The organism is Candidatus Villigracilis vicinus (assembly GCF_016702885.1).
Classification (GTDB): domain Bacteria; phylum Chloroflexota; class Anaerolineae; order Anaerolineales; family Villigracilaceae; genus Villigracilis; species Villigracilis vicinus.
The window spans coordinates 112,585-135,728 of record NZ_JADJDD010000010.1 but is presented as its reverse complement, the minus strand read 5'-3'; the positions used below and the strand labels follow the sequence as shown (position 1 = coordinate 135,728).

18 protein-coding genes are annotated in these 23,144 nt (G+C 49.5%); 17 read left to right on the top strand and 1 reads right to left on the bottom strand.

Going from position 1 to position 23,144, the window contains the following annotated elements; genetic code table 11:
* Window positions 1-38: 38 nt before the first annotated feature.
* The gene (locus IPG80_RS10855) at window positions 39-1,241 is read right to left on the bottom strand and encodes an MFS transporter (protein WP_345106377.1); all 1,203 of its coding nucleotides are present in this window, start codon (window positions 1,239-1,241) and stop codon (window positions 39-41) included.
* Between the two features lie 326 nt (window positions 1,242-1,567).
* On the opposite strand from IPG80_RS10855, the gene IPG80_RS10850 reads away from it, so the two are divergent.
* From IPG80_RS10850 to IPG80_RS10770, 17 genes are all read left to right on the top strand, one after another.
* Window positions 1,568-3,655 carry an alpha-galactosidase gene (locus tag IPG80_RS10850; RefSeq protein WP_345106374.1) on the top strand — a complete coding sequence of 696 codons (2,088 nt, stop codon included), beginning with the start codon at window positions 1,568-1,570 and terminating at the stop codon, window positions 3,653-3,655.
* Window positions 3,656-3,682: 27 nt separating this feature from the next.
* Window positions 3,683-4,813 carry an acyl-CoA thioester hydrolase/BAAT C-terminal domain-containing protein gene (locus IPG80_RS10845; RefSeq protein ID WP_345106371.1) on the top strand — a complete coding sequence of 377 codons (1,131 nt, stop codon included), beginning with the start codon at window positions 3,683-3,685 and terminating at the stop codon, window positions 4,811-4,813.
* 538 nt (window positions 4,814-5,351) lie between these two features.
* Complete coding sequence (locus IPG80_RS10840) at window positions 5,352-5,576, top strand: hypothetical protein (RefSeq protein ID WP_345106368.1); 225 nt, start codon at window positions 5,352-5,354, stop codon at window positions 5,574-5,576.
* 52 nt (window positions 5,577-5,628) lie between these two features.
* A complete protein-coding gene (locus tag IPG80_RS10835) occupies window positions 5,629-7,185 on the top strand; it encodes a polysaccharide biosynthesis tyrosine autokinase (protein ID WP_345106366.1) in 1,557 nt (518 codons plus the stop codon).
* Between the two features lie 45 nt (window positions 7,186-7,230).
* Entirely contained in the window at window positions 7,231-7,980 is a 750-nt protein-coding gene (locus IPG80_RS10830) for a sugar transferase (protein WP_345106365.1), read from the top strand.
* Between the two features lie 21 nt (window positions 7,981-8,001).
* Window positions 8,002-9,021: a Gfo/Idh/MocA family oxidoreductase gene (locus tag IPG80_RS10825; protein ID WP_345106362.1), complete on the top strand. Its 1,020-nt coding sequence runs from the start codon at window positions 8,002-8,004 to the stop codon at window positions 9,019-9,021.
* Complete coding sequence (locus tag IPG80_RS10820; RefSeq protein ID WP_345106359.1) at window positions 9,015-9,509, top strand: acyltransferase; 495 nt, start codon at window positions 9,015-9,017, stop codon at window positions 9,507-9,509. The genes IPG80_RS10825 and IPG80_RS10820 overlap by 7 nt, the downstream gene beginning before the upstream one ends.
* 2 nt (window positions 9,510-9,511) lie before the next feature.
* Window positions 9,512-10,621 carry a DegT/DnrJ/EryC1/StrS family aminotransferase gene (locus tag IPG80_RS10815; protein ID WP_345106356.1) on the top strand — a complete coding sequence of 370 codons (1,110 nt, stop codon included), beginning with the start codon at window positions 9,512-9,514 and terminating at the stop codon, window positions 10,619-10,621.
* Window positions 10,622-10,691: 70 nt separating this feature from the next.
* On the top strand, window positions 10,692-11,489 hold the full coding sequence (locus IPG80_RS10810; RefSeq protein ID WP_345106353.1) for a sulfotransferase: 798 nt from the start codon (window positions 10,692-10,694) through the stop codon (window positions 11,487-11,489).
* Window positions 11,490-11,509: 20 nt separating this feature from the next.
* A complete protein-coding gene (locus IPG80_RS10805) occupies window positions 11,510-13,006 on the top strand; it encodes an O-antigen ligase family protein (RefSeq protein WP_345106351.1) in 1,497 nt (498 codons plus the stop codon).
* A 40-nt stretch (window positions 13,007-13,046) separates the two neighbouring features.
* Window positions 13,047-14,993 carry an asparagine synthase (glutamine-hydrolyzing) gene (gene asnB, locus IPG80_RS10800; protein WP_345106348.1) on the top strand — a complete coding sequence of 649 codons (1,947 nt, stop codon included), beginning with the start codon at window positions 13,047-13,049 and terminating at the stop codon, window positions 14,991-14,993.
* A gap of 57 nt (window positions 14,994-15,050) precedes the next feature.
* Window positions 15,051-16,544: a polysaccharide biosynthesis C-terminal domain-containing protein gene (locus IPG80_RS10795; protein ID WP_345106346.1), complete on the top strand. Its 1,494-nt coding sequence runs from the start codon at window positions 15,051-15,053 to the stop codon at window positions 16,542-16,544.
* Between the two features lie 136 nt (window positions 16,545-16,680).
* Complete coding sequence (locus IPG80_RS10790; RefSeq protein WP_345106343.1) at window positions 16,681-18,615, top strand: alginate lyase family protein; 1,935 nt, start codon at window positions 16,681-16,683, stop codon at window positions 18,613-18,615.
* Window positions 18,616-18,619: 4 nt separating this feature from the next.
* The gene (locus IPG80_RS10785; protein WP_345106340.1) at window positions 18,620-19,969 is read left to right on the top strand and encodes a glycosyltransferase family 4 protein; all 1,350 of its coding nucleotides are present in this window, start codon (window positions 18,620-18,622) and stop codon (window positions 19,967-19,969) included.
* Window positions 19,970-19,980: 11 nt separating this feature from the next.
* A complete protein-coding gene (locus tag IPG80_RS10780) occupies window positions 19,981-21,192 on the top strand; it encodes a glycosyltransferase family 4 protein (protein WP_345106337.1) in 1,212 nt (403 codons plus the stop codon).
* Entirely contained in the window at window positions 21,189-21,983 is a 795-nt protein-coding gene (locus IPG80_RS10775) for a glycosyltransferase (protein ID WP_345106335.1), read from the top strand. The genes IPG80_RS10780 and IPG80_RS10775 overlap by 4 nt, the downstream gene beginning before the upstream one ends.
* Before the next feature lie 170 nt (window positions 21,984-22,153).
* Window positions 22,154-23,113 carry a glycosyltransferase family 2 protein gene (locus IPG80_RS10770; RefSeq protein ID WP_345106332.1) on the top strand — a complete coding sequence of 320 codons (960 nt, stop codon included), beginning with the start codon at window positions 22,154-22,156 and terminating at the stop codon, window positions 23,111-23,113.
* Window positions 23,114-23,144: the final 31 nt, after the last annotated feature.

The window sequence follows — 23,144 nt, the reverse complement described above, 5'->3', positions numbered from 1 at the left end:
GGATTTTTCAAGATTCTTGCATCAACGGGGGAAGTTAATTAAGCCTTCAATTTGGATGTGTCAGCCAGCAAGTACAAACCAAACAAGCTGCCAAAAGCAACTACCATGCCGATAGGAATGACCTCTAACGAAATCTGGCGCGCCAGAATTCCCAGGAAACTGGGGATGATCGCGCTTCCCAAGCCAGCCGCCGCCATTTGCAAGCCGATGGTGTTGGCTGCAAAATGCGCATCCACGCGTTCACTGGTTCCCGACATCATGGCTGGAAAGATGGGAGCAATGGCAAAACCGATCAATGCCACAGCCAGCAGATTTGTCCATTCGGATGGATTCCAAACCAGCAAAACCGCACCCAACAGGGCGCCGATCAAACTGCCGCGCACTAGAAGATTCACCCCCACTCGTTTGGCGTAGAGACCTGCTGCCACGCGGCCAAGTGTAAAGGTTGCCCAATAACTTCCCGCAAACAGACCTGCAATGGCTGGGTCCACTCCGCGGGATTCGGTCAGCAGACTGTAGGTCCATGTTCCGAGCGATACTTCCGCGCCAACGTACAGGAAGAACAGTAATACACTCAACCATACCCGCGGTTGGAGCAGGGTTTCGCCCATCGGGGTTTTGTAATCCGTCAGGCGCTTGGGTTTGTCATCTGCAACGGAGGTATCATTTTGATTCCACATTGCCAGGGTGAGCACGAAACATGCGGCCACGGCTACTTGAAAACCGCCTACCACACGATATCCCACCTGCCATGAATTCAGGGTCGTTAATGCAATGGTCATGATGATTGGGCCGAGGGTCACACCAATTCCGTAACTGGCATGCAGCCACTGCATCAGGCCTTCGCCAAAGTGTGCGGCCACGTAGGTGTTCAAGCCGGCATCGATTGCCCCTGCGCCCAGACCCGCCAGAATTCCCAATACCACCATCATCCACCAAACTGGGACGAGTGTATAACCGATCAGCCCCAAACCGGTCATGGCGCAACTGGCAGCCAAAACACTGCCGACTCCCCATCGCGAGATCAGGGGTCCGCTCAGAAAGCTGGATGTCAGATAACCGGCCACACTTGCGGTCAGTAACATTCCGATCGCATCAAGCGGGATGGAGAAACTGGTACGGATGGAAGGCCATGCCACTCCCAACAGCCCATCTGGCATTCCCAGTGAGATAAAGGCTATGAAGGCGAGAATGATCAATCCGATCTTTGGATATACCTTGATTTTGCGCAACGCTTCCAAGTTTAAATTCCTTTCGATCTGTTAATGTATTTTTAGTGTTTCAATTTACGATAAACCCCGCTGCAAAGGGGAAACTTGTTATGTTCAGAATAGAACAAATCAGATCCAGGAAAAATCGGGAGTTCGTATGATTTGGAATTGTACAATGGAATCATCCTATATTTTTTCGGATTCGGCTTCGCTTTGTGCGGATGCAATTGTATTCCCTGATGCCAATAAATCCCACTGGCAAGAATGCTCCAATGGGAAATCTAGCGTAGAATTGAAGCTGACTGTCGAACGCGCAACAAGCGGTCAAATCCAAAACAGTATTTTCTTATCACATCATGCCTATCCATACCTCTCCTAAAAGCTGGGTCATTGAGACCAAAAACACCGGTTATGCCGTCGGGTTGAACGAAGCCGGGCTTCTTACCCATCGTTACTGGCGCGCGCGCCTTCCGTTTGCCGCTGATTATCCTGCGCCTGTCAATCCGCTCGAACGTTCCTCGTTTGATATGCCGCAACATTACACGCCTGAGGAATACCCGGGCTATAGTGCCTTGCGCTACTTTGACCCTGCGCTCAAGATTACATTTGCAGACGGCACTCGCGATCTTGTTTTGCGCTACGTGGATTTTTCAACTTCCGCTTCGCCCTACCCCGAGCTTGCCCTGCATCTTAAAGACGAAGTCTACCCTTTGAGAGTGACCCTGCATTACCGTGTCCACGAAGAATATGACCTGATCGCCCGCTGGGTTACTCTCGAAAACCTTGGCGATGAGCCTGTTTTGATCGAACGCGCCTTCTCCGCCAAATGGACTCTGCCTCATGGGGATGATTATTTCTTCAGCCACATGTTTGGCCGCCATAATAACGAATACAACATGAAACGGGAAGTGCTCACCCCGGGGCTGAAAACCATTGAAAGCCGAAGGCTCACCACCAGTCATCATCACACTCCCTGGTTTGCCATCGATAGGAATGCCACGGAAGATTCAGGTGAAGTTTGGTTCGGCACCTTTGCCTGGAGTGGCAACTGGAAGATCACTGCTGAAGTGACCGAGTTCGCATCCACGCGCATTAGCGTTGGTCTCAACGATTGGGATTTCGCCTGGAAGTTAAATCCCGCTGAGACCTTTGTCACTCCCGAATCCATTTCAGGCTATGTCAAGGACGGTTTTGGGGCGGCGAGTCGTCTCATGCATGATTATGTTCGCAATATTCTTTTGCCGCATAAAAATCAACTGCACAAGGTTCTTTACAACTCATGGGAGGCCACCCTTTTTGATGTGGATGAGATATCGCAATCGAAACTTGCCGAGGTCGCTGCAGGCATGGGGATCGAGTTGTTTGTCATGGATGACGGCTGGTTTCACAACCGTAATCTTGATAATGCCGGGCTTGGAGATTGGTTCCCCGATAAAGCCAAATTCCCAAATGGGTTGGGCGGCTTGATCAAGAATGTCAACGCCCTTGGGATGGACTTTGGTTTGTGGGTGGAGCCTGAAATGGTCAACCCGGATAGCGATCTGTATCGTGCCCACCCCGATTGGGTGATCCATTTTCCCTCCCGTGCCCGTACGGAGGCCAGACGGCAGTTAATTCTCAACCTGGGGCGCACCGATGTTCAGGAATACATCATCAGCGTGTTGACCACCATTTTGAGCGAAAATAATATTCAGTTCATTAAATGGGATATGAACCGTAATGTCAGCGAGCCAGGTTGGCGTGATGCTCCCGGTGATGCGCGTGAGTTATGGGTGCGGTATGTACAGGGTTTGTATCATGTGTGGGGGACGTTGCGGGAGCGTTTTCCGAATGTCATCTGGCAGAGCTGCTCCGGTGGCGGCGGACGCGCGGATTTTGGCATCCTGCATTTTGCAGACCAGATCTGGATTTCTGATAATACAGAAGCCACGGCGCGGTTATCCATACAGGAAGGCTTTTCACAATTTTTACCGGCGAATACCATGGAGGCCTGGGTTACCGATTGGGGCAGGAATGTCGTGCCGCTTGAGTTCCGTTTCCACGTGAGCATGTGCGGATCGCTTGGGGTGGGCGGAAATCTCAATGAATGGGATCAAGCCGATCGTGAGTTGGCCGCGCACTGCATCCGACTTTATAAGGAGATCCGCCCGATCATCCAGTTTGGCGACCAGTATCGGTTGATATCTCCACAGAAGAGTATGTTCTCGGCTGTGCTGTATGTGAGCAAGGACCAGTCCGAGGCTGTATTGTTTGTCTTCCGGGTGTATTTGTCTGATCCTACAAATCTGCCAATGATCCATCTGCGTGGACTAAACCCAACGGCCCTCTATGAAGTGGATGGATACAGCGGCCCTCGCTCTGGAGCAAGCTGGATGGAAGCTGGTCTGCGCGTGGAGTTAAAAAATTTACAAAGCAAGATATTGAAGATCAAGCAGGTGGAGTAACTCTGCTGCTCGTTCTAAGGAGAAACCATGCCTGAACATTACCGCCACCTTGGTATTTTTAGCGATTGGGTTACTGCAGCCCGCCAAAAACAACCTCTCTATCCTGTAGCGATCCCCGGGCAGCAAACTCAGGACTTGATTCGTGAGGCATTGGGGTTTTGTCACGGAGATGAAAAGCCATTAGATGTAAAGGTGGAAAGTCAATGGGAGAGAGACGGGGTATTTGGGGAAGAGGTTTCCTGGTCAGTGGGGTATGGCCCGCGGACGCATGCCTATGTGCTCAAGCCAACCAAAGCAAATGGGCCACTTCCCGGGATCGTTGCTTTACATGACCATAGTGACTTCAAATTTTATGGAAAAGAAAAGATTGCAGATGGTCCGCAAGAAACCCTGCCTGTATTAAGTAATTTTCGAAAGATCCCTTACGGCGGACGGGCGTATGCCAATGCTCTGGCGCGTGAGGGATTTGTTGTACTTGTTCACGATGTGTTTTTATGGGGCAGCCGTCGCTTTCCATTGGAAACCATGCTGGATATGATGGGCAGTAAAACAGCCGACCTGTTGCGGGGGCGCCAAACATCGGATGAAATCGAGTTTTATAACCATGCCGCCTATTTCCACGAGCATTGGGTTTCTAAGTATTGCAATATTCTTGGCACCAATATAGCTGGAGTTGTATCCTTTGAAGATCGCGTTGCCTTGAATTATCTGCTCTCCCGCGCAGACGTAAACTCCGAACGAATCGGTTGCATTGGTTTATCTGGAGGGGGGAATCGGGCAGCTTTGTTGAGCGCAACCCACGAGGGAATCCGCGCTACAGTTATTATTGGTTTAATGACCACCTATTCGGCTTTGCTGGATCACAACATGTCTCATACCTGGATGTTGTTTCCCTTTGGCTGGTCACGCCACGGAGACTGGCCTGATATCGCCGCATGTCGCGCGCCCATGCCGTTGTTGGTTCAATATGATCTGCAGGATGACCTATTCACAGAATCAGGGATGCGGGAAGCGCATATCCGTTTACAAGGTCATTATGCAAATAGTGGAAAACCCGATGCGTATATCGGGCAATTTTATCCAGGTCCGCATAAATTTGATTTGGAAATGCAATCGGCTGCTTTTGAATGGTTGAAGGAAAAGTTGTCGGCTGCATAGCAAACGCGAAAAGAATTTCCCGTTGTGTTTCTTCGTAACTTACTCGGTCATGCGAGCAAGAACAGTTTCATTTGTACGATGCGTTGTTTTGCGCCTTCGGTGCTGGCAGGATGTTGAAGTGTGGGGAGAATTAATTCCAGTGCTTGGTTGATATCACCCAGGCGAATATGGCAATCTGCAAGTTCAAGAGCCGCATCAATGGTTGGGGAGCCCGCGCTCCCGTCTCTGTCCGCACCCTAAAATTTGAAAACGAGGTTATCGCAGGCCAACATTGCCACTATCTTGCCACGTGACATTTGTCACTTGTTTTAATCTGCCTATTGTCTATACTAGGGTTAACAAATTTGCAAGGTTTTTAAAGGTTGGCGGGTTGATTTTTCTTGGCAAATTGGGTCGGGGGACAGCATTTACTGGTAAAGAAAAGTAACAGTTTTTTTTTACTTCGGTTTTCAAATAGATTTCCAAATTTATTACAAATAGCTGATATGACGAGGAAATCGTTATTCGGTTCGAAACTCGTATTTTTTCAGGAGCAAGTATGAGAAGCAGAGTGCAGGAGCTTGCAGAGAAAATTAACATGACCTTTGACGAATTCATTGGTGAGATGCGAAAACGAGGGTGCAGCGAGCCGACGGCGATCAAGATATGGAATGGTGTATATGAGGATTTTTCCAAGTTTAGAGACAACGACATGTTCCTCAGTAATTTACGAAAAGCGGCGGATGTTTTACGGGTAACGACAGGTTCACTTTTATCAAAGTAAACGCCCTATTGCAGGATTTGTTTAAGCACGGATGGTACTTTGAAGGTCAAAAATGGAACTTAGACGATATTTCGACATTCTCTGGCGCAGGAAATGGATTGTTCTACTCACCCTTGTTGTAACCATGGCGGCGGTGGTCATCGGTACGAATCAAGTTACACCGATCTATCAAGCCTCCACAACCTTGCGTATTGCCGCTTCCGCGGGCGGGAATTTGAATTACTCCGAGTATGTCTATGCTGCCCAGTTAATGAACACGTATGTAGAGATCGTTACCAGCGGGCCAGTGTTGAACGAACTTGGGACAAAACTAAGCTTGAAAGAACTTCCAGTCATCACTGCTGTGGTGATTCCCAATACTGAGCTAGTAATGATTACGGTCGAAAGCTCGAACCCAAAAACAGCGGCAAAAGCGGCGAATACCTTGGCGGAGATATTGATCTCCGAAAGCAAGGATTTGTATACAGGCGGCGGCAAAACCTCACAGGAGGTGCTTGGTGAGGAGCTAATTAAGGCGCAGGTGGCCCTCGATCAGACGCGCGATGCATATGCCAGGCTCATTATCCAGACCCCAGCCGCAACGGGTGAGATTGAAACAACCAAACAACTGCTTCAATTGAATCAAAGTAATTACACGACTCTTCTGGGGCAGTTTACACAAGCGAGCCTTCGCGAGGAAATTCGATCAAGCATGATCACTGTGATCGAGCCAGCCGTGGCTCCGCAAACTCCATCTACGCCGCGTGTTTCCTTGAATTACGCCATGGGCTTTGTCGTTGGGTTGGTGGGTGGGTTGGGATTGGCGCTTATCTTTGAAAGTCAGGATACTGCCCTGTACAGGTCAGAGGATATCGAAGCCGTCACCGAATTAAATGCGATTGCAAGGATTCCAAAAGCGAATCGGAAACAATTGGGTAATCGCAGCAACGACTTTTCCTCTTTTTCCGATGCCTTTGAGAATTTGGCCCTCAATCTCCAACCTGCCAAAGATCAGCCTCCCAAAAAAATTCTGCTTGTAATGAGCGCGGAACCCAATCAGGGAAAATCGATGATCGCTCATCGTTTGGCGCTTGCGCTTGCGGAACTTGGGAACAAAGTCGTTGCCATTGATTGTGATGTACGCCTGCCGAAGTTGCATTCCCTGTTCGAACTTCCCAATGACCGTGGCCTTACCAATTTGCTGGATGGGGACGCAAAGTTACAGGATGTGTTGCAGGCCAGTTCAGTGGAAGGTGTCAAACTACTCGCAAGCGGACCGCCATCGGCTCATCCGCCCAAGTTGCTTGGTTCACCTCAAATGGTGAATCTCATCGACGGTTTGAAGCGCGATTTCGATTTTGTCATCCTGGATACGCCCGCAATGTTGGCCGTGGCAGACATAACGGCTGTCATCCCCAATGTTGACAGTGTACTGCTTGTCGCAAGAAGATGCCATACACGCCGCGAGAGCTTGCGATCTGTAAAAAAGGTGTTGACCGGTTTTCGATTTCGCGACAAATCTGTTGACCTGATCGTAAATCAGGCGGAAACCGGCGGCGGGTATGCCGCCTATCGATATCATAAAAAAATGGATTCGGCCTCGACCCCAGCTGAAATAAAACCAGCGTAGTTGCTTGAAACCAGTAGGAAGCTGAATGGTCAGGAGTAGACACAAATGCAGAACGATATTCTCTTAATTTCAATCCAAAAAAGCGACCCAAACGCCCTTGGTGTGGCCGCCAATGACCGGGCTGTTTATTATGCCGTCAAACGCACCATGGATATTGCTATTGCCTTTATATTGCTGGTTCTGTTTTCACCCGTGATGCTGATTGTAGCCGCGTTGATATTTGTTTACTCCCCTGGACCGGTGTTCTTCGTGCAGGAGCGTGTGGGGGCAAAGAGACAGGGGTATGGGCAATATTCCTATTGGAAGAAATACAACTTCCGTTGCTATAAATTCAGAACAATGAAAATCAATGCCGACCCGTCCATCCATCAGGCTTATGTCAAGGCTTTGATCGAGAATAATCTGGAGCAGATGACGGCTTTACAAGGCGCTCCGACACAACCCCGCAAACTCGTGAATGACTCAAGAATTATCCGCCCAGGAAAACTCCTGCGCAAACTAAGCCTGGATGAATTACCTCAATTATGGAACGTTCTGGTCGGCGATATGAGCCTGATCGGCCCCAGACCTGCAATCCCTTATGAAGTGGATATGTACCAGCCCTGGCATTTGCGTCGTTTGGAGGCGAAACCAGGCCTTTCGGGACTGCAGCAGGTTACAGCACGTTGCGTTGTCGATTTTGATACGCAGGTTCAATTGGATATTGATTACGTCGAGAAACAATCGCTTTGGCTGGATTTGATCATCATGTTGAGAACCCCCCTGGCAGTGTTTTCCACATCCGGGGCCTATTAATTTTCAATCAAGGAGGATTTCATGACCGCTGTAAAAGTTGGAATAATTGGATATGGATATTGGGGGCCGAACTTGACTCGGAATTTTTATGAGCTTCCCAATGCAGAGCTCACGGCCATTGCAGACCTGAGTGACGAGAGATTGAAGCAGGCTGCCATGAAGTATCCCCATGTAGCCGTCAGACACGATCACCATGAGTTATTCGATCTGGGATTGGATGCAGTTGTGATCGCAACCCCCCCGATAACTCATTACAGCATTGCCAAGGAGTGTCTGGAGCATAACCTGCATGTCTTTGTTGAAAAGCCGATCACGCTCAAAAGCGAACATGCCAGGGAATTAATCGAATTGGCCGATTCCAAGGGATTGATTCTGATGGTGGGCCATATCTTCGAGTACAACTCGGCAGTCCACGCGTTGAAGAAATATATTGACAGTGGGGAACTTGGCGATATTTATTACCTGGATACTGCCCGATTAAGTCTGGGCCTGTTCCAGCGCGATTCGAACGTGATCTGGGATCTGGCTCCGCATGACATTTCGATCCTGCTGTATTTGTTGGGGAAAAAGCCGATCTCTGTCAGCGCGCAAGGTACACCCTGTGTCTTTGAGAATATTTTTGACGTAGCCTACCTGAATATGGTTTTCCCGGGAAATATCCCAGCTTATATTCATGTAAGCTGGCTTGATCCATGCAAGGTGCGGCGCATTACCGTCGTTGGAAGCAAGAAGATGGCAGTTTATAACGATGTCGAAAATGAACAGAAAATAAAGATCTACGATAAGGGTGTTGACCGCCCCGAATACACCAATGGCGGATTCGGTGAATTTCATTGCAACTATCACTCCGGCGACATCACCATTCCAACCATCCGATTCGTTGAGCCTTTGAAGCAGGAGTGCCAGCATTTTATCGATTGTATTGTGAACCACACCAAACCGACCAGCTCCGGGCGCGAAGGCATGGATGTCGTCAAAATTCTGGAGACCGCCCAGCTTTCCATGAGTAACGGCCATGGTCATGAGGTGATCACATGGTAACGCCCGAATTTGCAAGAATTTCCGCAGATGTTAAATTGGGCGCGGATGTAAAGATCTATGCATTTGTGAATTTGTATGGCTGCGAGATCGGCGACGAAAGCAGGGTGGGAACCTTCGTCGAAATCCAAAAGGGGGCAAAAATTGGCAGGCGGGTGAAGATCTCCAGCCATACGTTCATTTGCGAGGGTGTAACGATTGAAGATGAAGTCTTCATCGGACATGGGGTGATGTTTATCAACGATAAATATCCCCGCGCCGCAACTGTTTCAGGTCAGCCCCAGACCGAGGCCGATTGGGTATGCGTTCCCACCCTGATCAAGAAGGGGGCTTCAATTGGCAGCAATGCCACAATCTTGTGCGGCGTGACTATTGGCGAACGAGCCATTGTCGGAGCGGGAAGTGTCGTAACTCATGATGTGCCGCCGGATATGGTGGTCGCAGGCAACCCCGCCCGTCCCGTTAAATCGATCATTCCAGAAAGGGAGTAGAAATGAACATTCCGTTGATTGACCTGAAAGCCCATCATCAGGCGCTTCATGCCGAGATTACTTCCGCCATTCAAAACATATTGGAACGCACTGACTTCATTTTGGGCCAGGATGTTGCCAAATTTGAGGAAGAGTTTGCGGCTTTTTGCGGCACCAAATATGCAGTGGGCGTGAGCAGTGGCGTTGCCGCTTTGGAGTTGAGTCTGCTGGCATTTGGCATCGGCCCCGGAGATGAAGTACTTGTTCCCGCTCATACCTTCACAGCAACTGCGGCTGCGGTCTCTTTTACCGGGGCCAAGCCTGTGTTCGTGGATGTAGACCCGGTCACTTGGACCCTGGATGTGACCAAACTCGAAGAAGCCATCACCCCGAGTACAAAAGCGATGATTCCAGTTCATCTCTATGGCCTGCCAGCCGATATGGACCCGATTCGTGCGATCGCCAAAAAACATAATTTGATCATTGTGGAAGATGCCTGTCAGGGGCATGGTGCAACTTACAAAGGAACGCGGACGGGTAATCTGGGGGATGCGGCGGCCTTTAGCTTTTATCCGACGAAGAACCTCGGTGCGTGCGGCGACGCAGGCATGGTCACCACCAACGACGAAAAGGTGGCCGAAGCGGTGCGTGCATTACGTAATTGCGGACAACGCGTGAAAAATGTACACGAGTTGCCACCGTTCAATCACCGCATGGACAGTATGCAGGCAGCCATCCTGCGCGTAAAACTACCGCATCTGGATGATTGGCTTGAGTCGAGGCGCAGTCTGGCTGGGTTGTATAACCAATTGTTGGCGGATACACCTGTTGTTACGCCGGTGGAGCCGCATGGGTACAGGCATATTTATCATCTGTATGTCATCCGTGCGCAAGACCGTGATGGTTTACAGGCAATGTTGAAAGAAAATGGAATCGGAACTGCCATTCACTATCCCATCCCTGTTCACCAGCAGCCATTCTATATGAAAAATGGACAGGGGCAAGGCCCCTACCCGGTTGCTGAAAAGATCTGTAGCGAGATCCTCTCCTTACCCATGTACCCCGAACTGACCGAAGAACAAGTTGAAGTGGTTGCATCAACGATCACAAGAGTTTTGGTTCCTACAGCATAAATCATGGGACAGGGGAGTAGGCCATGCATGGATCTACTCCCCTGTCGCCTGAATTTCAGGAATATAGGCAATGGCTATTCCATCCAAATATAAGGAATCAATAACTCCCCTTGCCATAAAATTTCAAAGGGCTTTCAGCTTTTTCCCCAGGCGGATTTGTCTGATATCTGGTGCGCCGCGTTCCGGAACAACCGCCCTGTGTGAATGGCTTGGACATCAAGAGGGAGTATCAGCCATTCCCGAATCCCGAATTTTAGTCAGCGTACATCGTTTCATGGAAGAAGTACAACGATTTCGGAATTTGGAAAAAGACAGCCAGTTGATCTTTGGCATGGCCCGTGGTCTTGTTTACGATTATTACTCAAGTTCGCGGATCCTCATGACAAAAAGCCTGTTGGTGGATAAAGAGCCATTGGAACCGATCGCATTCCCATCGAAGGAATACGAGCAATTCATCGTCAATACCCGACTTCTTTTTCCTGAAGCCAAAATCCTGCTTGCCATTCGTGACCCGCTCTCCACGATTTGGTCTATGCAGGCAAGGACTTGGGGTGAATCTCTGACGAGCGCAGGTGCCAGGAGATTTACCCTGGAAGAGTATGCGGAGAATTGGTCTTCGTGTGCGGAGTTGGTCGCGCGACACCAGTTCGAACCTAACACCTACATTGTTCAATTTGGCAGGTTGGTCAATGATCCCATGAACGAATCAAAAAGGATATTTGAATTTCTGCATATTCGCAATGGAATTCCATTTCAACCCCGTCCAACACATTCGGTCGGTTTTACGAAAGAGGATCAGGCGAATATCCTGCGGATTGTCAAGCCTCAGCTCGAGTTGTTGGCATCCAAAGGTATATCTGAATTGTGATTAGGACCGCGAAGGAGAAAATGTTAAGACAGCCTGCTTCAAGAATAATTGCCTCCAGCCATATATTTGTCCAGATATTGGCGGCTTGTGGCGCAGGGTTGCTCTTGGGCATCTCTACTGTGATTCTCCCTCAATTCTTTTCGCTGGGGATTCTGATCTCGATTTGTTCAGCCTATGTTGTACTCAAGAGGCCCGAGGTGGCACTCCTGGGAATCTTGGTCACAACATCAAGCATTGTATTTGAAGATTACCTGCCAGTGGTGTCTGTGGGCATTAGCCTGCATATACCGGATATTTTGCTTCTTGGTCTATTGGGGTTAATTGCAGTGCGTTGGATGATCGAATCGCAGTTTAAGCTTGTTCGTACCCCGCTGGATGGGTGGCTTTTTGCTTTTTATGGGGTAATGCTATTGTCAGCCTTGATCGCGGTTTTGCAATCATCTGTGGAGGTTGAGCCAGCGAGAAGAGCGATTCGAGTTGTCTCTTATTATTTATCCTTTTTTGTCGTAACCAACCTCATTAGAGAATATCGCCAGTTAAAACTACTGTTGAATGGCCTTCTTGGCCTGGCAATCCTTGTCGCTGCTGCAATGTTTGGGCAGTTTCTGCTGGGGGATTCGGTACAAATTTTGCCGGGGCGTGTGGAGAGTTTGAACACCCAGGGGGTGGCTTACGAAGATATTACCCGCATCCTTCCGCCGGGTGTGTCGATCTTGATTGTTTCCTTTATTACGCTCCTTTGTGTCATGGCTTTTGAAAAACGCAGACCTGCCGGGCTTGCCTTTTTTATTCAATTCAGTTTACTGGCATCTGCCATTCTGGTAACTTTTCTGCGCAGTTATTGGACGGCATTGATTGTAGCGACCCTTGTCCTTTTCTGGATCGTGGAAAGCAGCGCCCGCCGGAGATTGCTTGGCTGGAGCCTGATTGCTGTTGCATCGACAGCTGTCATTATTCCGCTTCTGTATGGCTATTCTGATTCTCGGGTGAACAGGCTGTTGAACGCCTCATTTGAAAGATTCACCACCGTGATTGATAGCAGCACCTACTCCGGACAGGATGGTTCCTTGAATTGGAGAATGATTGAAAACCAGCATGCCCTTGCCACGATCATTTCAAACCCTCTGATTGGAATTGGCATGGGTGTGAATTACAGACCTTGGGACCCGAGAATTGATGTCATTATCGAAGGCCGCGACTTCCGAGCGTTTATTCACAATGGCCATCTCAAGATCATGTTGGATTCGGGGTTGATTGGATATATATGTCTCATGGGCTTGTCTTTCATATTCATGAAGAGGGGATTTAAATACTGGCACAGCATTCCGGATGATAGATTGAAAGCGATTGTGCTGGGCTTTACGCTGTCTCATTTGGTGATCTTGATCGCTGCGTTTGTTAACTCGACTTTTACACAATGGAATTGGGTGCCTGTAATCGGCATGATGATGGGGATCAATGAGGTTGTTTACAGAATGTTTGATCTCGATGGTAACAAGCTTGAGAGAACTTTTTAGCTTTTGAATAAATTTGCAAGGCAACCAGATAGGAGAATGCATGTGCGGTATTGCAGCAGTATGGCAGCGCGATGGACGACCTTGCCGCTCAGCGGATGTTCTGGCAATGCGGGATATCCAGATCCATCGAGGCCCGGACGACGCAGGTATCCATATTGATGGGCCAATTGGTCTGGGACATCGGCGGCTTTCCATTCTGGATCTATCAGCAGCAGGCCACCAACCGATGAGCAATGAGGACGGATCGATTTGGTTGGTGTTTAACGGGGAAATTTATAACTATATTGAACTGGCTTCAACTCTTCGCGAACACGGACATATATTTCGTTCGGCCACTGATAGTGAGGTTATTCTGCATCTTTATGAAGAAGAGGGGCCGCGTTGCTTGCAGTCATTGAATGGTATGTTCGCTTTTGTTCTATGGGATTCACGTACGCAGATAATGTTTGCGGCTCGTGATCGCATCGGCATCAAGCCGCTCTACTACTCCATAACGGATGATCTCTTTGCTTGTGCGTCTGAGGCAAAAGCTGTTCTTGCTCATCCAAACGTACCCACTACTGTTGATTATCAAGGTCTTGCTGATTATTTGTTTGCTGGTTCGCCGCTTGCCCATAAAACACTATTTGAAGGGGTTCGACAACTACCGCCTGCCCACATGTTGACCGTGAGCGCTTCTGGCATAACAGTAGCGCGGTATTGGGATGTTGTATATCGTTATCAGAACGGACGCACAAGGGATCAGATCATTGCTGGTGCAAACGACCTTCTTGATGATGCTGTGCGTATCCACTGTCGTAGTGATGCGGCCGTTGGCTGCCATCTGAGTGGCGGACTTGATTCGAGTCTGGTGAGCAGCCTGGCGGTACGCCACCGAGGGAATATAGATGCGTTCTCCATTCGCTTTGGCGAATCTTCATTCTATGACGAGACTGAGTATGCCTGCGCAGTTGCAAAAGCCATTGGTGCCAAGCATCATGTTATCGCACCGGAGTCACAGGATCTGATGGCGCTGCTCGGACCTCTCACCTGGCATCAGGATTTTCCACTTCCCAGCGCTGGGGGATTCTCTTATTTCGCCGTGTCCCGGCTGGCGGCTGATCGTGTGAAAGTAGTTTTGACCGGACATGGCGGTGACGAGGTCTTTGGTGGTTATCCGGCACAATTCCAAACTGCGTTTGGAACGACGGAAATGTTCAATCTGTCAAAATTCCCGGCGGCTGAGAAGATGACAGCTTTTCAGCGTTTTGCGCGCCTTGTGAGGCGTCAGGGATTGCCCGGTATTGCGCGTCGCTTCTTGAAACGCCCCAGCAACCATTCCGATTCGATCGAATCGCGATGGATCGCACTGCATTGCGGCGTTGTTCCATCTCAAAACCCGCTTCTTCATTCGGCGTTGGTGCGTAAGATCGGCGATTACTCACCTGTGAATGATTATCTCCAACCATGGATCGAAGCTCCCACAGACCAGATATTTGATCGATGCCTGTATCACGACCTGGTTGTCTATCTTCCTCATCTATTAATGAAGGAGGATCGTGCAAGCATGGCGGTATCGCTGGAATCCCGTGTGCCTTTGTTGGATTATCGGATCATAGAGTACATGGCAACATTATTGCCGGAAGATAAGGTGCCCCATCGTGTTCCGAAAGCCATTATGCGTGAAGCAGCAGAGGAATATTTGCCGCCAAACATCATAAGCAGAAATGATAAGACTCCTTTCCCTGTGCCGTTGCGTGAATGGGTTGCCGGGCCGCTTGCCGGGGAGATACGGGCATTGCTGATGTCCGAAGCCTCCATGGATCGCGGTATTTTTGACCCGCGAGTTTTGAGCGACCCATTGCTGTCACCTGGAGAAATGCTTGCCATGTTGAACGTGGAAATTTGGTTTCGGGTCTTTATCGACCGTGACCCAAACTGGCTGCCTGCCGCACCGGGAGCGGGACGGGCGCCATTTGCGGGCCTTCCATCCCTGCCCGTATGGTAGGGAATGGTTTCATCATTTGACCTGGAATGAAGGATTATTCTTTAAAGGAAGATGGGAATGTCATCAAAGAGCTTTGTGAAAGATCTGGCAGTATATTCACCCTCGCAATTTCTGCCTGCTCTGACTGCTTTTGTCACGACCCCGATCCTGACCAGGTTATTCCTTCCTGCTGAGTACGGTCATTGGGCTGTAGCGGCCAGTATTTCCTCCTTTCTGGTCGCCTTGGCTGTTTCAGGAATGGGAAGCGCTGTGTTGCGCTATTATCCGTCATATAAGGAAAGGTCAGACCTAAAAACTTTTTTTGCAACGATCAGCGTTTCCACTGTTATGGTCATAATTGGCGTAACCGGAGTAAGCCTTCTTTTGCTGATCCCGTTGAAGCAATTCCTGCCATCCGCGTTGTATCAGCTTATTCCTCTTATCTTATTGATCTTTATCGCCCAAAGCATTTTTACGGTGTTTATATCGGCGGTCCGTGCTCAGGAATTGGGCGGTTCATTTACAACTTATCAATTATTCGTGAATTATGGAAGTCTCGGGTTTGGACTTTTGCTGGTGCTTGCCTTTGGCCTTAGAATCGATGGGCTCTTGTGGGGGACGTTTCTGGCTTTGATCCTTGTATTGCCCATCCTGATCTCTCGGGTCGTTAGGCTGAATGGCATTCATCCTCAGCATTTTCATTTTGGAGACGCCCTTGAGATATGGCAATACGCCTGGCCGTTGACCTTGGGGAATGTAGCCATGTGGGGATTGCGGGTATCAGACCTCTTTATCATTGGCGCATCCCAGCCAGAACGGGATATTGGGTTGTATACGGTTTCATACAATATCTCTGCCAAGAGTATTGAGCTTTTAGTCACTTTATTTCTCTTGAGTGTATCTCCATTGATTTTTCGTACATGGGAAGTAAATGGCCGGAATGCGACTGAAGATGTATTGACCATGGTCACCCGTACTTACCTGATCCTGTGCCTGCCAGCCGCTGTTGGACTGACCATTCTGGCTCTTCCTTTTGTAACGTTGCTTGCCACCCCGGAATATTACGCAGGATATCGGATCGTTGGGTTCGTGGTCTTTTCCAGTTTTCTGTGGGGTCTGGCCAACATGACCAATGCAGGCATGGCAATTCAGAAAAAAGCCATCCAGCTTGGCATCAATCAGATCATTGCCGCCGCCATCCATATTGGTTTGCAGCTGTTCCTGGTGCCGCGCTTTGGTTATGTGGCTTCTGCAGTTTCCACTTTGATTGGTTATGCCACCCTGCTCACGCTGAACGCGGTATTCTCCCAACCTCATCTGACCTGGCACTTTCCATTTCGCACATTGATCAATGTTGGAATGGCTTCGATTGCAATGGGTTTGGCCGCATGGGAAACCTACCATTTGTCTGAAGTTGAGAGCCTGCCGTTACCGATATCCATTTTCTTGAGCATTGCAGTTGCGATACCTGTTTATGGGGGCTGTCTATGGTTATTGGATGAAATAAAGGCAGATGAGAAGGATATGTTCCAGCATTTATGGAAAAGAATGACAGGCGGCCAGTATGTTTAATACTGCATCACGTTATACGCGGCGAGTTTGGGAATTGGGCCTCTTGGGCACATTGCAGCATGCCTGGATGCGTTTTTATCATGAACTTTCATTATGGAGCCAATCTTTTTGGTGGGATTTGGTGTCTCGTAAGGGAATGAGTGATGCTGATTTGTTGGCAAACACTACAAGGAAATGGAGTTCGGTGGATGCGCTGCTTGATCATTTGGCCGCCCGCCCATCATCATCTTTTTTGCTGCGACATGAATCGCCGCATGAGATCAACCGACTCCTGCATCGAGATTACCCCGAACATATCTCAGCCATTCTAGCCGCAGCGGATGCCATTTGTCATAATGAACTTTCCTTGCAAGGCCAGGTTTTTCATTTTCCCGGCGGCATTGATTGGAATAGTGATCCTGTGACAGGCCTGCGATGGCCTCTCTTATATCGAGGCCGTTTCCTTCAATACATGTACTCTGCGAAACGCCCGACAGATATCAGGAAATTCTGGGAACTCAATCGACACCAACATTTTGTCACGCTGGGTATCGCCTATTGGTTGACCGGTGAATCAAAATATGTACAGGCGTTCAACTCCCAGATCGAAAGCTGGATTCAAAACAATCCTTTACGTCGCGGTGCCAACTGGTGCCTGGGCATAGAGATATCCCTGCGCATGATCGCCTGGACCGTTGCTTTTCAATTCTTTCGAAATTCAGCAGAATTTCGTGAAAAGACTGCTAAAGCTTTTCTGAAGAGTCTATGGCAGCAGGCGGATTTTCTATGCAGTCATTTGCAATCCGCAAGGATGGGCGTTCCAAATAATCAAATGATTGCGGAATTGACAGGCCTAGTGATCGTCGGTACAGCATTCCCTGAATTTCGTGACTCTACTGTGTGGCGTGAAACTGGTTTACGCTTACTTAACGAACAAGCACTGGCACAAATCCATCCAGATGGGGTCAATAAAGAACAGGCAATGGGATATCTCCGTTTCGTCGCTGAGTTGCTGCTTATGGTCGTAGCATACAGCCGTCGGGGCGCTTTACCGAATAATCCCGATTTGGAACATGCGCTCGAAGGGATGTTGGATTATGTGTGCCGCAGCCTAAGCCCGATGGGAACTGTCCCAATGTGGGGTGACTCGGCTTCGGGGCGCGCATTGGGTTTGGGAAAAAATAAAAATTTTTGGGATTTCCGCCCGATCCTTTCAGCGGGCGCGGTCTTGTTTGGCCGACCCGAGTGGAAGTTTGCCGCTGGCCGTTTTGATGAAGAGGCGTTTTGGCTTTTGGGATTCGAAGGCTTGGATGTATGGAATCAACTTGAAGCCTGCCCGCCTGATGGGAATTCACTTGCCTTCACCGATGGAGGTATTTACGTAATTCGCGACTCATGGCTTGCGGATACGGATATGGCGATCCTTCGCGGCGGCATTTATGGGATGGGCGGGGAGGGGCACTGTGCCCATTCGCATTGCGACCTGCTCAGTTTTGTTCTATGGGTGAACGGCCAATCTGTGCTTGTAGATTCGGGGACATATACCTATCACGGCCCATGGAGAGATCACTTCCGATTGACAGCTGCTCATAACACGGTCAAGGTGGATGACAGCGAACAGGCACTCGCAGATACTTACTTTAATTGGCGGCAGATCCCCGAAGCGCATTGCGTGAATTGGACTGGGAACCGTATCAAAGCAGCAATGACCTGTGTTGACCATGTTGGATTCACGCGCGATCTTTCTCACCCGCAGCCTGGTACCTGGAATCTGACAGATGAATTCACCGGAAAAGATCCACACAGCCTGGAATGGTTCTTTCATTTTTCTCCCGATCTGGAATTGGAATTGAATGTGGATGAACACAAACTTACCGTGATCCGCAACGGACAGCCCTTTTTGACCATGCGTTTACCCGAAAATGGACTCCGTTTTCAAGTGAGAGACTCGTGGTATTCGGAACAATATGGCATTAAAAAAAGTAATTATGAATTGTATGCACAGTGGCACGGAATATTGAAAGAAGATGATGGTGTCTGTTTTAACTGGCAGTTCCAGCTTGTGGATCAGAAATCCCTGCTGACAGGATAATGATATGTTGCAATCACGTGAAGAGAAAGCCAAAAAGGTGCTCATGGTCGCTCGCGCATTTCCGCCGTTTCTTCCGGTGGGGTATTCGATCCGCGTGATCAAGTTCATTAAATATCTGCCTGCCCTGGGCTGGCAGCCAGTCGTTCTCAGCGTGGATGATCAACAGGAATATGAGACCCTGCCAAAAGTAGGCAGTGAAGCGCTGCTTTCCGAGATCCAGCCAACTGTGAAGATCATTCGCACCATGCCCGGTGAACCATCTCTGCGTTATTTACAGAAGGAAAAAGAATTTGGTGGAAAAAATTTTGCCACACGGCTGCTTGTGAAAATATTCGGTGGTGCCCGTCGTTGGGTATTCAGAAATGTTTTCCTGCCAGATCGCATGATCACGTGGCTTCCTTTCGCTGTTGGAAAGGGAAGGCAGGTTGTGAAAGATGAAGGCATTGATGTCATTTTTGCCACATGCCCGCCACACTCCTCTGCCTTGACGGGTGCGGTACTCAAACTTTTCAGCGGCAAGCCGCTCGTTCTCGATTTCCGCGATGATTGGATCGATACACCCTGGCATCTGGCGAAGCCTGCGATGGTTCGCATGATCGAGAAGCTTTTGGAAAAATGGGCCGTGAAGATGGCCGATAAAGTGATTCTGGTCACTGAATGGAGTCGAAAGGCATTTCAGGAACGTTACCCTGCACAGCCCCGCGATAAATTTATTCTTATTTCCAATGGCTGTGACCTTGGCGAGCTGGAAGCATTGAAATCGATTGTGCCGGTCCATCACACTGCCAAATTTACGGTCGTGCATGCAGGGTCACTGAATGTATCTACGGTGTGGGGGCGCAGCCCGGCGGGACTCTTTCAGGCGATCCAAAAACTTCTGCGTGAAAACCCGCAGCTAAAAGGCAGCCTTGTCTTCAAATTTGCAGGCGACCTTCCCGACGAATTTCGAAAGCTGGCAGATGAAATGGGATTGACTGATGTGATTCGTGGGCTGGGTCATCTTCCACATGCTGAAGTCCTTCGATTGATCAAATCAGCCGACCTGCTGCTGGCCATGAATTATGAAGGCTGGGCTACGCTGATCCCCGGCAAGATCTATGAATATTGGGCAGTGGGCGGTCCGCCGATCCTTTTGCTTAGCTGCCCCGGCGCCGCTGCTGACTTCGTCCGTGAGCATGCTCTCGGGATTGCCGTGGAACCCTACGATGCAGATGGGATTCAGCAAGCCATTTTGCAGGTGTATCGCCAAAGCAAAACATCCTCACCTTTGCGGATCAAACCCGATGGCGTTGAAGCCTTTGACCGCAAGACCCTGACCCATCAGCTTGCCCAGGTGCTTTTCACAGTGTCATAAATCGAGACCCTATGCGAATTCTGATGATCGCCAACTACCTGCCCTATCCACAAACTTCCGGTGGACGGATTCGCATTTACAACCTCCTGCGCCGTGTTGCGTGTCGACATGAGGTGTCACTCGCTGCGTTTTTGGAATCCGCGGGGGATGTGGAAGGAATAGCGCATTTGCAGCAATTCTGCGCAAAGGTGGAGACAGCCAATTTCAGCCAGCGCAGTCGCTTGGCAAAAGTCCCTGGCCTGTTGCGATATGCACTTGAAGGAAAGCCTCCGGAACTCATGCTTCTGCATTCCGAAGAACTCAAGTGCAAGATCGATCAGCTTTGCTCCACGATGGATTTCGATATTGTGCAGATCGAGTCGGTCATGGGGCTGTACCTGGATATGCTTCCGCGCGGCAAACGATTTAAGAGTGTTGAGATGTTCCAAAACTTTACCTCTCAACAATTTGAACGGGTCTCAAATGTCGAACAGCGTTGGGATAGAAAATTGAGAACGCGGATCAATGCCCTCACCATGGGATATTGGGAACCTCGTTACGCATCGAAATTCGATCGCTGTACAGTTGTATCTGAAATGGATCGGCAATTGTTACAGCGGTCCAATCCGCGCCTGAAAGTGGATGTAATTCCCAATGGCGTGGATGTTGAAAAATATCAGCCGTTGCCTTTGCCATCCGAAAAGGCAATTCCAGCACTTTTGTTCATCGGTCATATGGGTTACCCGCCGTGTGTGGATGCCGTGCTTTATTTTTGCAGTGAGGTCCTTCCGCTCATTCGTCAGCGCGTGGCCAATGCCGAACTTTGGATCGTTGGCCGTGATCCTCGCCCCGAGGTCATTGCGCTTGATCGTGACGATGTGCATGTCACAGGCCAGGTGGACGAAGTGATTCCGTATTATCAGCGATGTCCCATTTGTGTTGTGCCCCTGCGCGCTGGCGGCGGCACACGTTTGAAGATACTGGAAGCCATGGCGCTTGGCCGCCCTGTTGTTTCAACCAGCATTGGTTGTGAAGGTCTCAATGTGATCGATGGCAAACATCTTTTGATCGCCGATACCCCTGCTCAATTTGCCGAGAAAACAATACGCCTGCTTCAAGACCGCCAACGCTACCAGCATCTTGTCATCAATGGGCGCGAACTGGTTGAGTCTTGTTATGGCTGGGATCAGATCGCCAACAAGTTGATGACTGTGTATGACGAAATGACGGAGGACGAACGATGAACGTCATCCCAGTCAGCGTCATTGTTTGCACATATAACCGCGCGGCATTTCTGCCGAACGTGATCAGTCAGCTTTGTGCTCAGGATTATCCGAAGGATTCGTTTGAGATCATCATAGTGGATAACCGCTCAAGTGACGATACTCCGCAAACGGTTCAACGCTTCATTCCAACCTGTGGGTTGACTCTGCGTTACGTGAGAGAGGATCGCCCCGGAGTGACGAACGCCCGCAACTGCGGCGCTGCGGAAGCCCGTTATCCGTATCTCGCTTATCTTGATGACGATTGCAGTGTCGGCGTGGATTGGCTGTCTCAGCTTGTATCAGGCTTCGGGTTGGCCGAGCAGGTGTCGGTTGTGGCTGGACGCGTCGCTTTGGATTATGACGGTCAAAAGGTTCCATCCTGGTTGGGGTCAAAATCAGAACGTTGGCTGGCAGATTTCAATTTCCCCGGTTCACAGCCGCGCTTGTTGGAAAATCCAGTGTATGTTTGCGAAGGGAATATGGCGATCACGCACGAAGCGTGGCGGGCGGTGGGTGGATTTTTGGGAATGGATCAGTTTAGCAGCCCGCACATGGCTTCACAGGAAATTGTGTATTTGCTCGAACAGGTGAAGCGGCGGGGCGGGAAAGTGGCTTTCATTCCTGCTGCAGTGGCTCATCATCACACGGCCATTCCGACCCAGGGACGAATGTTGATGCGTGCTTACTGGCACGGCGTTTCCGATGGGACTCTGGATTATTTGCTCAGGCGTTTTTCGCGCGTGTCTGCGATTCTTTCGTTCTGCTCTTGATGCAGCGGCCATGTTTGTCTTTTTATTTTTGTCTTTCTTTTCTTTGCTTGTCTTTAATAAAGCAGACTCCATGTATCACCTGCTGCGCGCTGCCGCCCGACTTGGCAGGGTGTTGAGCGGGTTGCGTTTGGCTGGCGATTGGCGGCGCGCACGGTTGTGGTTGTTAACCCATGCAGTTCGGTTTTGATGAAATGGAAGATCAATTGGTAAGCGTTGTGATTCTGACTTGGGAACGCAAGGAGGATGTCCTTGCGGCGGTTCGATCTGTCTATGCTCAGGATTATAAAAATGTCGAGGTCATCGTCGTGGACAATGCATCCACAGATGGAACGGTAACTGCGCTGCGTTCCGCTTTTCCAGCGATCAAGATCATCGTTCAGGAGCGTAATGTCGGCGCGGCGGCGGGGCGTAACCCCGGGATTGCCGCTGCCACTGGCGGGATCATTTTTCTTCTGGATAGCGATGCATCCCTGGGGAAAGACACCTTGAAGAATGTCGTGAGCCGATTTCAAAGCGCACCTAAAGCGGGTGCCATCACCTGCAAAATTCTCAATGCCACCACCTGTGAAATTGACCCTGCCACCTGGATATTTACGGAAAAAGATAAAACAGATCAGGATGTGGAGTTTTCAAGTTTCAGTCTTTGCGAGTGCGGTACTGCGTTCCGCAAAGAGGTTCTTGATGGGATCGGTCCTTTTTGGGATTTGCTATTTTTCGGCAGGGAAGGGGAGGAGTTGGGCTTGCGGGTTTTGAAGGCAGGCTACCAGATATTGTATTCCCCTCAATCGATTGTCCATCATCGGGCGTCGCCGCTAAAACGCGTGACAGGCGGCAACTGGGAATACTATAACCTCAGGAATTGTTTGTATATCTACCTGATTCATTATCCCTGGTGGATGCTGGCAGGTTTTGTTCCTCTAAAGCTCGGTACGTCATTCCTGCGAGGGTTAAGGCGCGGTTATCTGCGCCAGATATTTCGAGCTCTGGCAGATGTTGGGCGGCAGTTTCCCATTCTCCTTAAAAAGAGAAACCCGATGACCACTGACACCGCGCGTCACTATTTGAAACTTCAGCGTGAACATGGGGTCTTGAGTTGGGGCCTGACCTCCTGGCTGAAATATAAAACCTAAACTTTTTGGGAAGCAAATAATTCGGAGATCG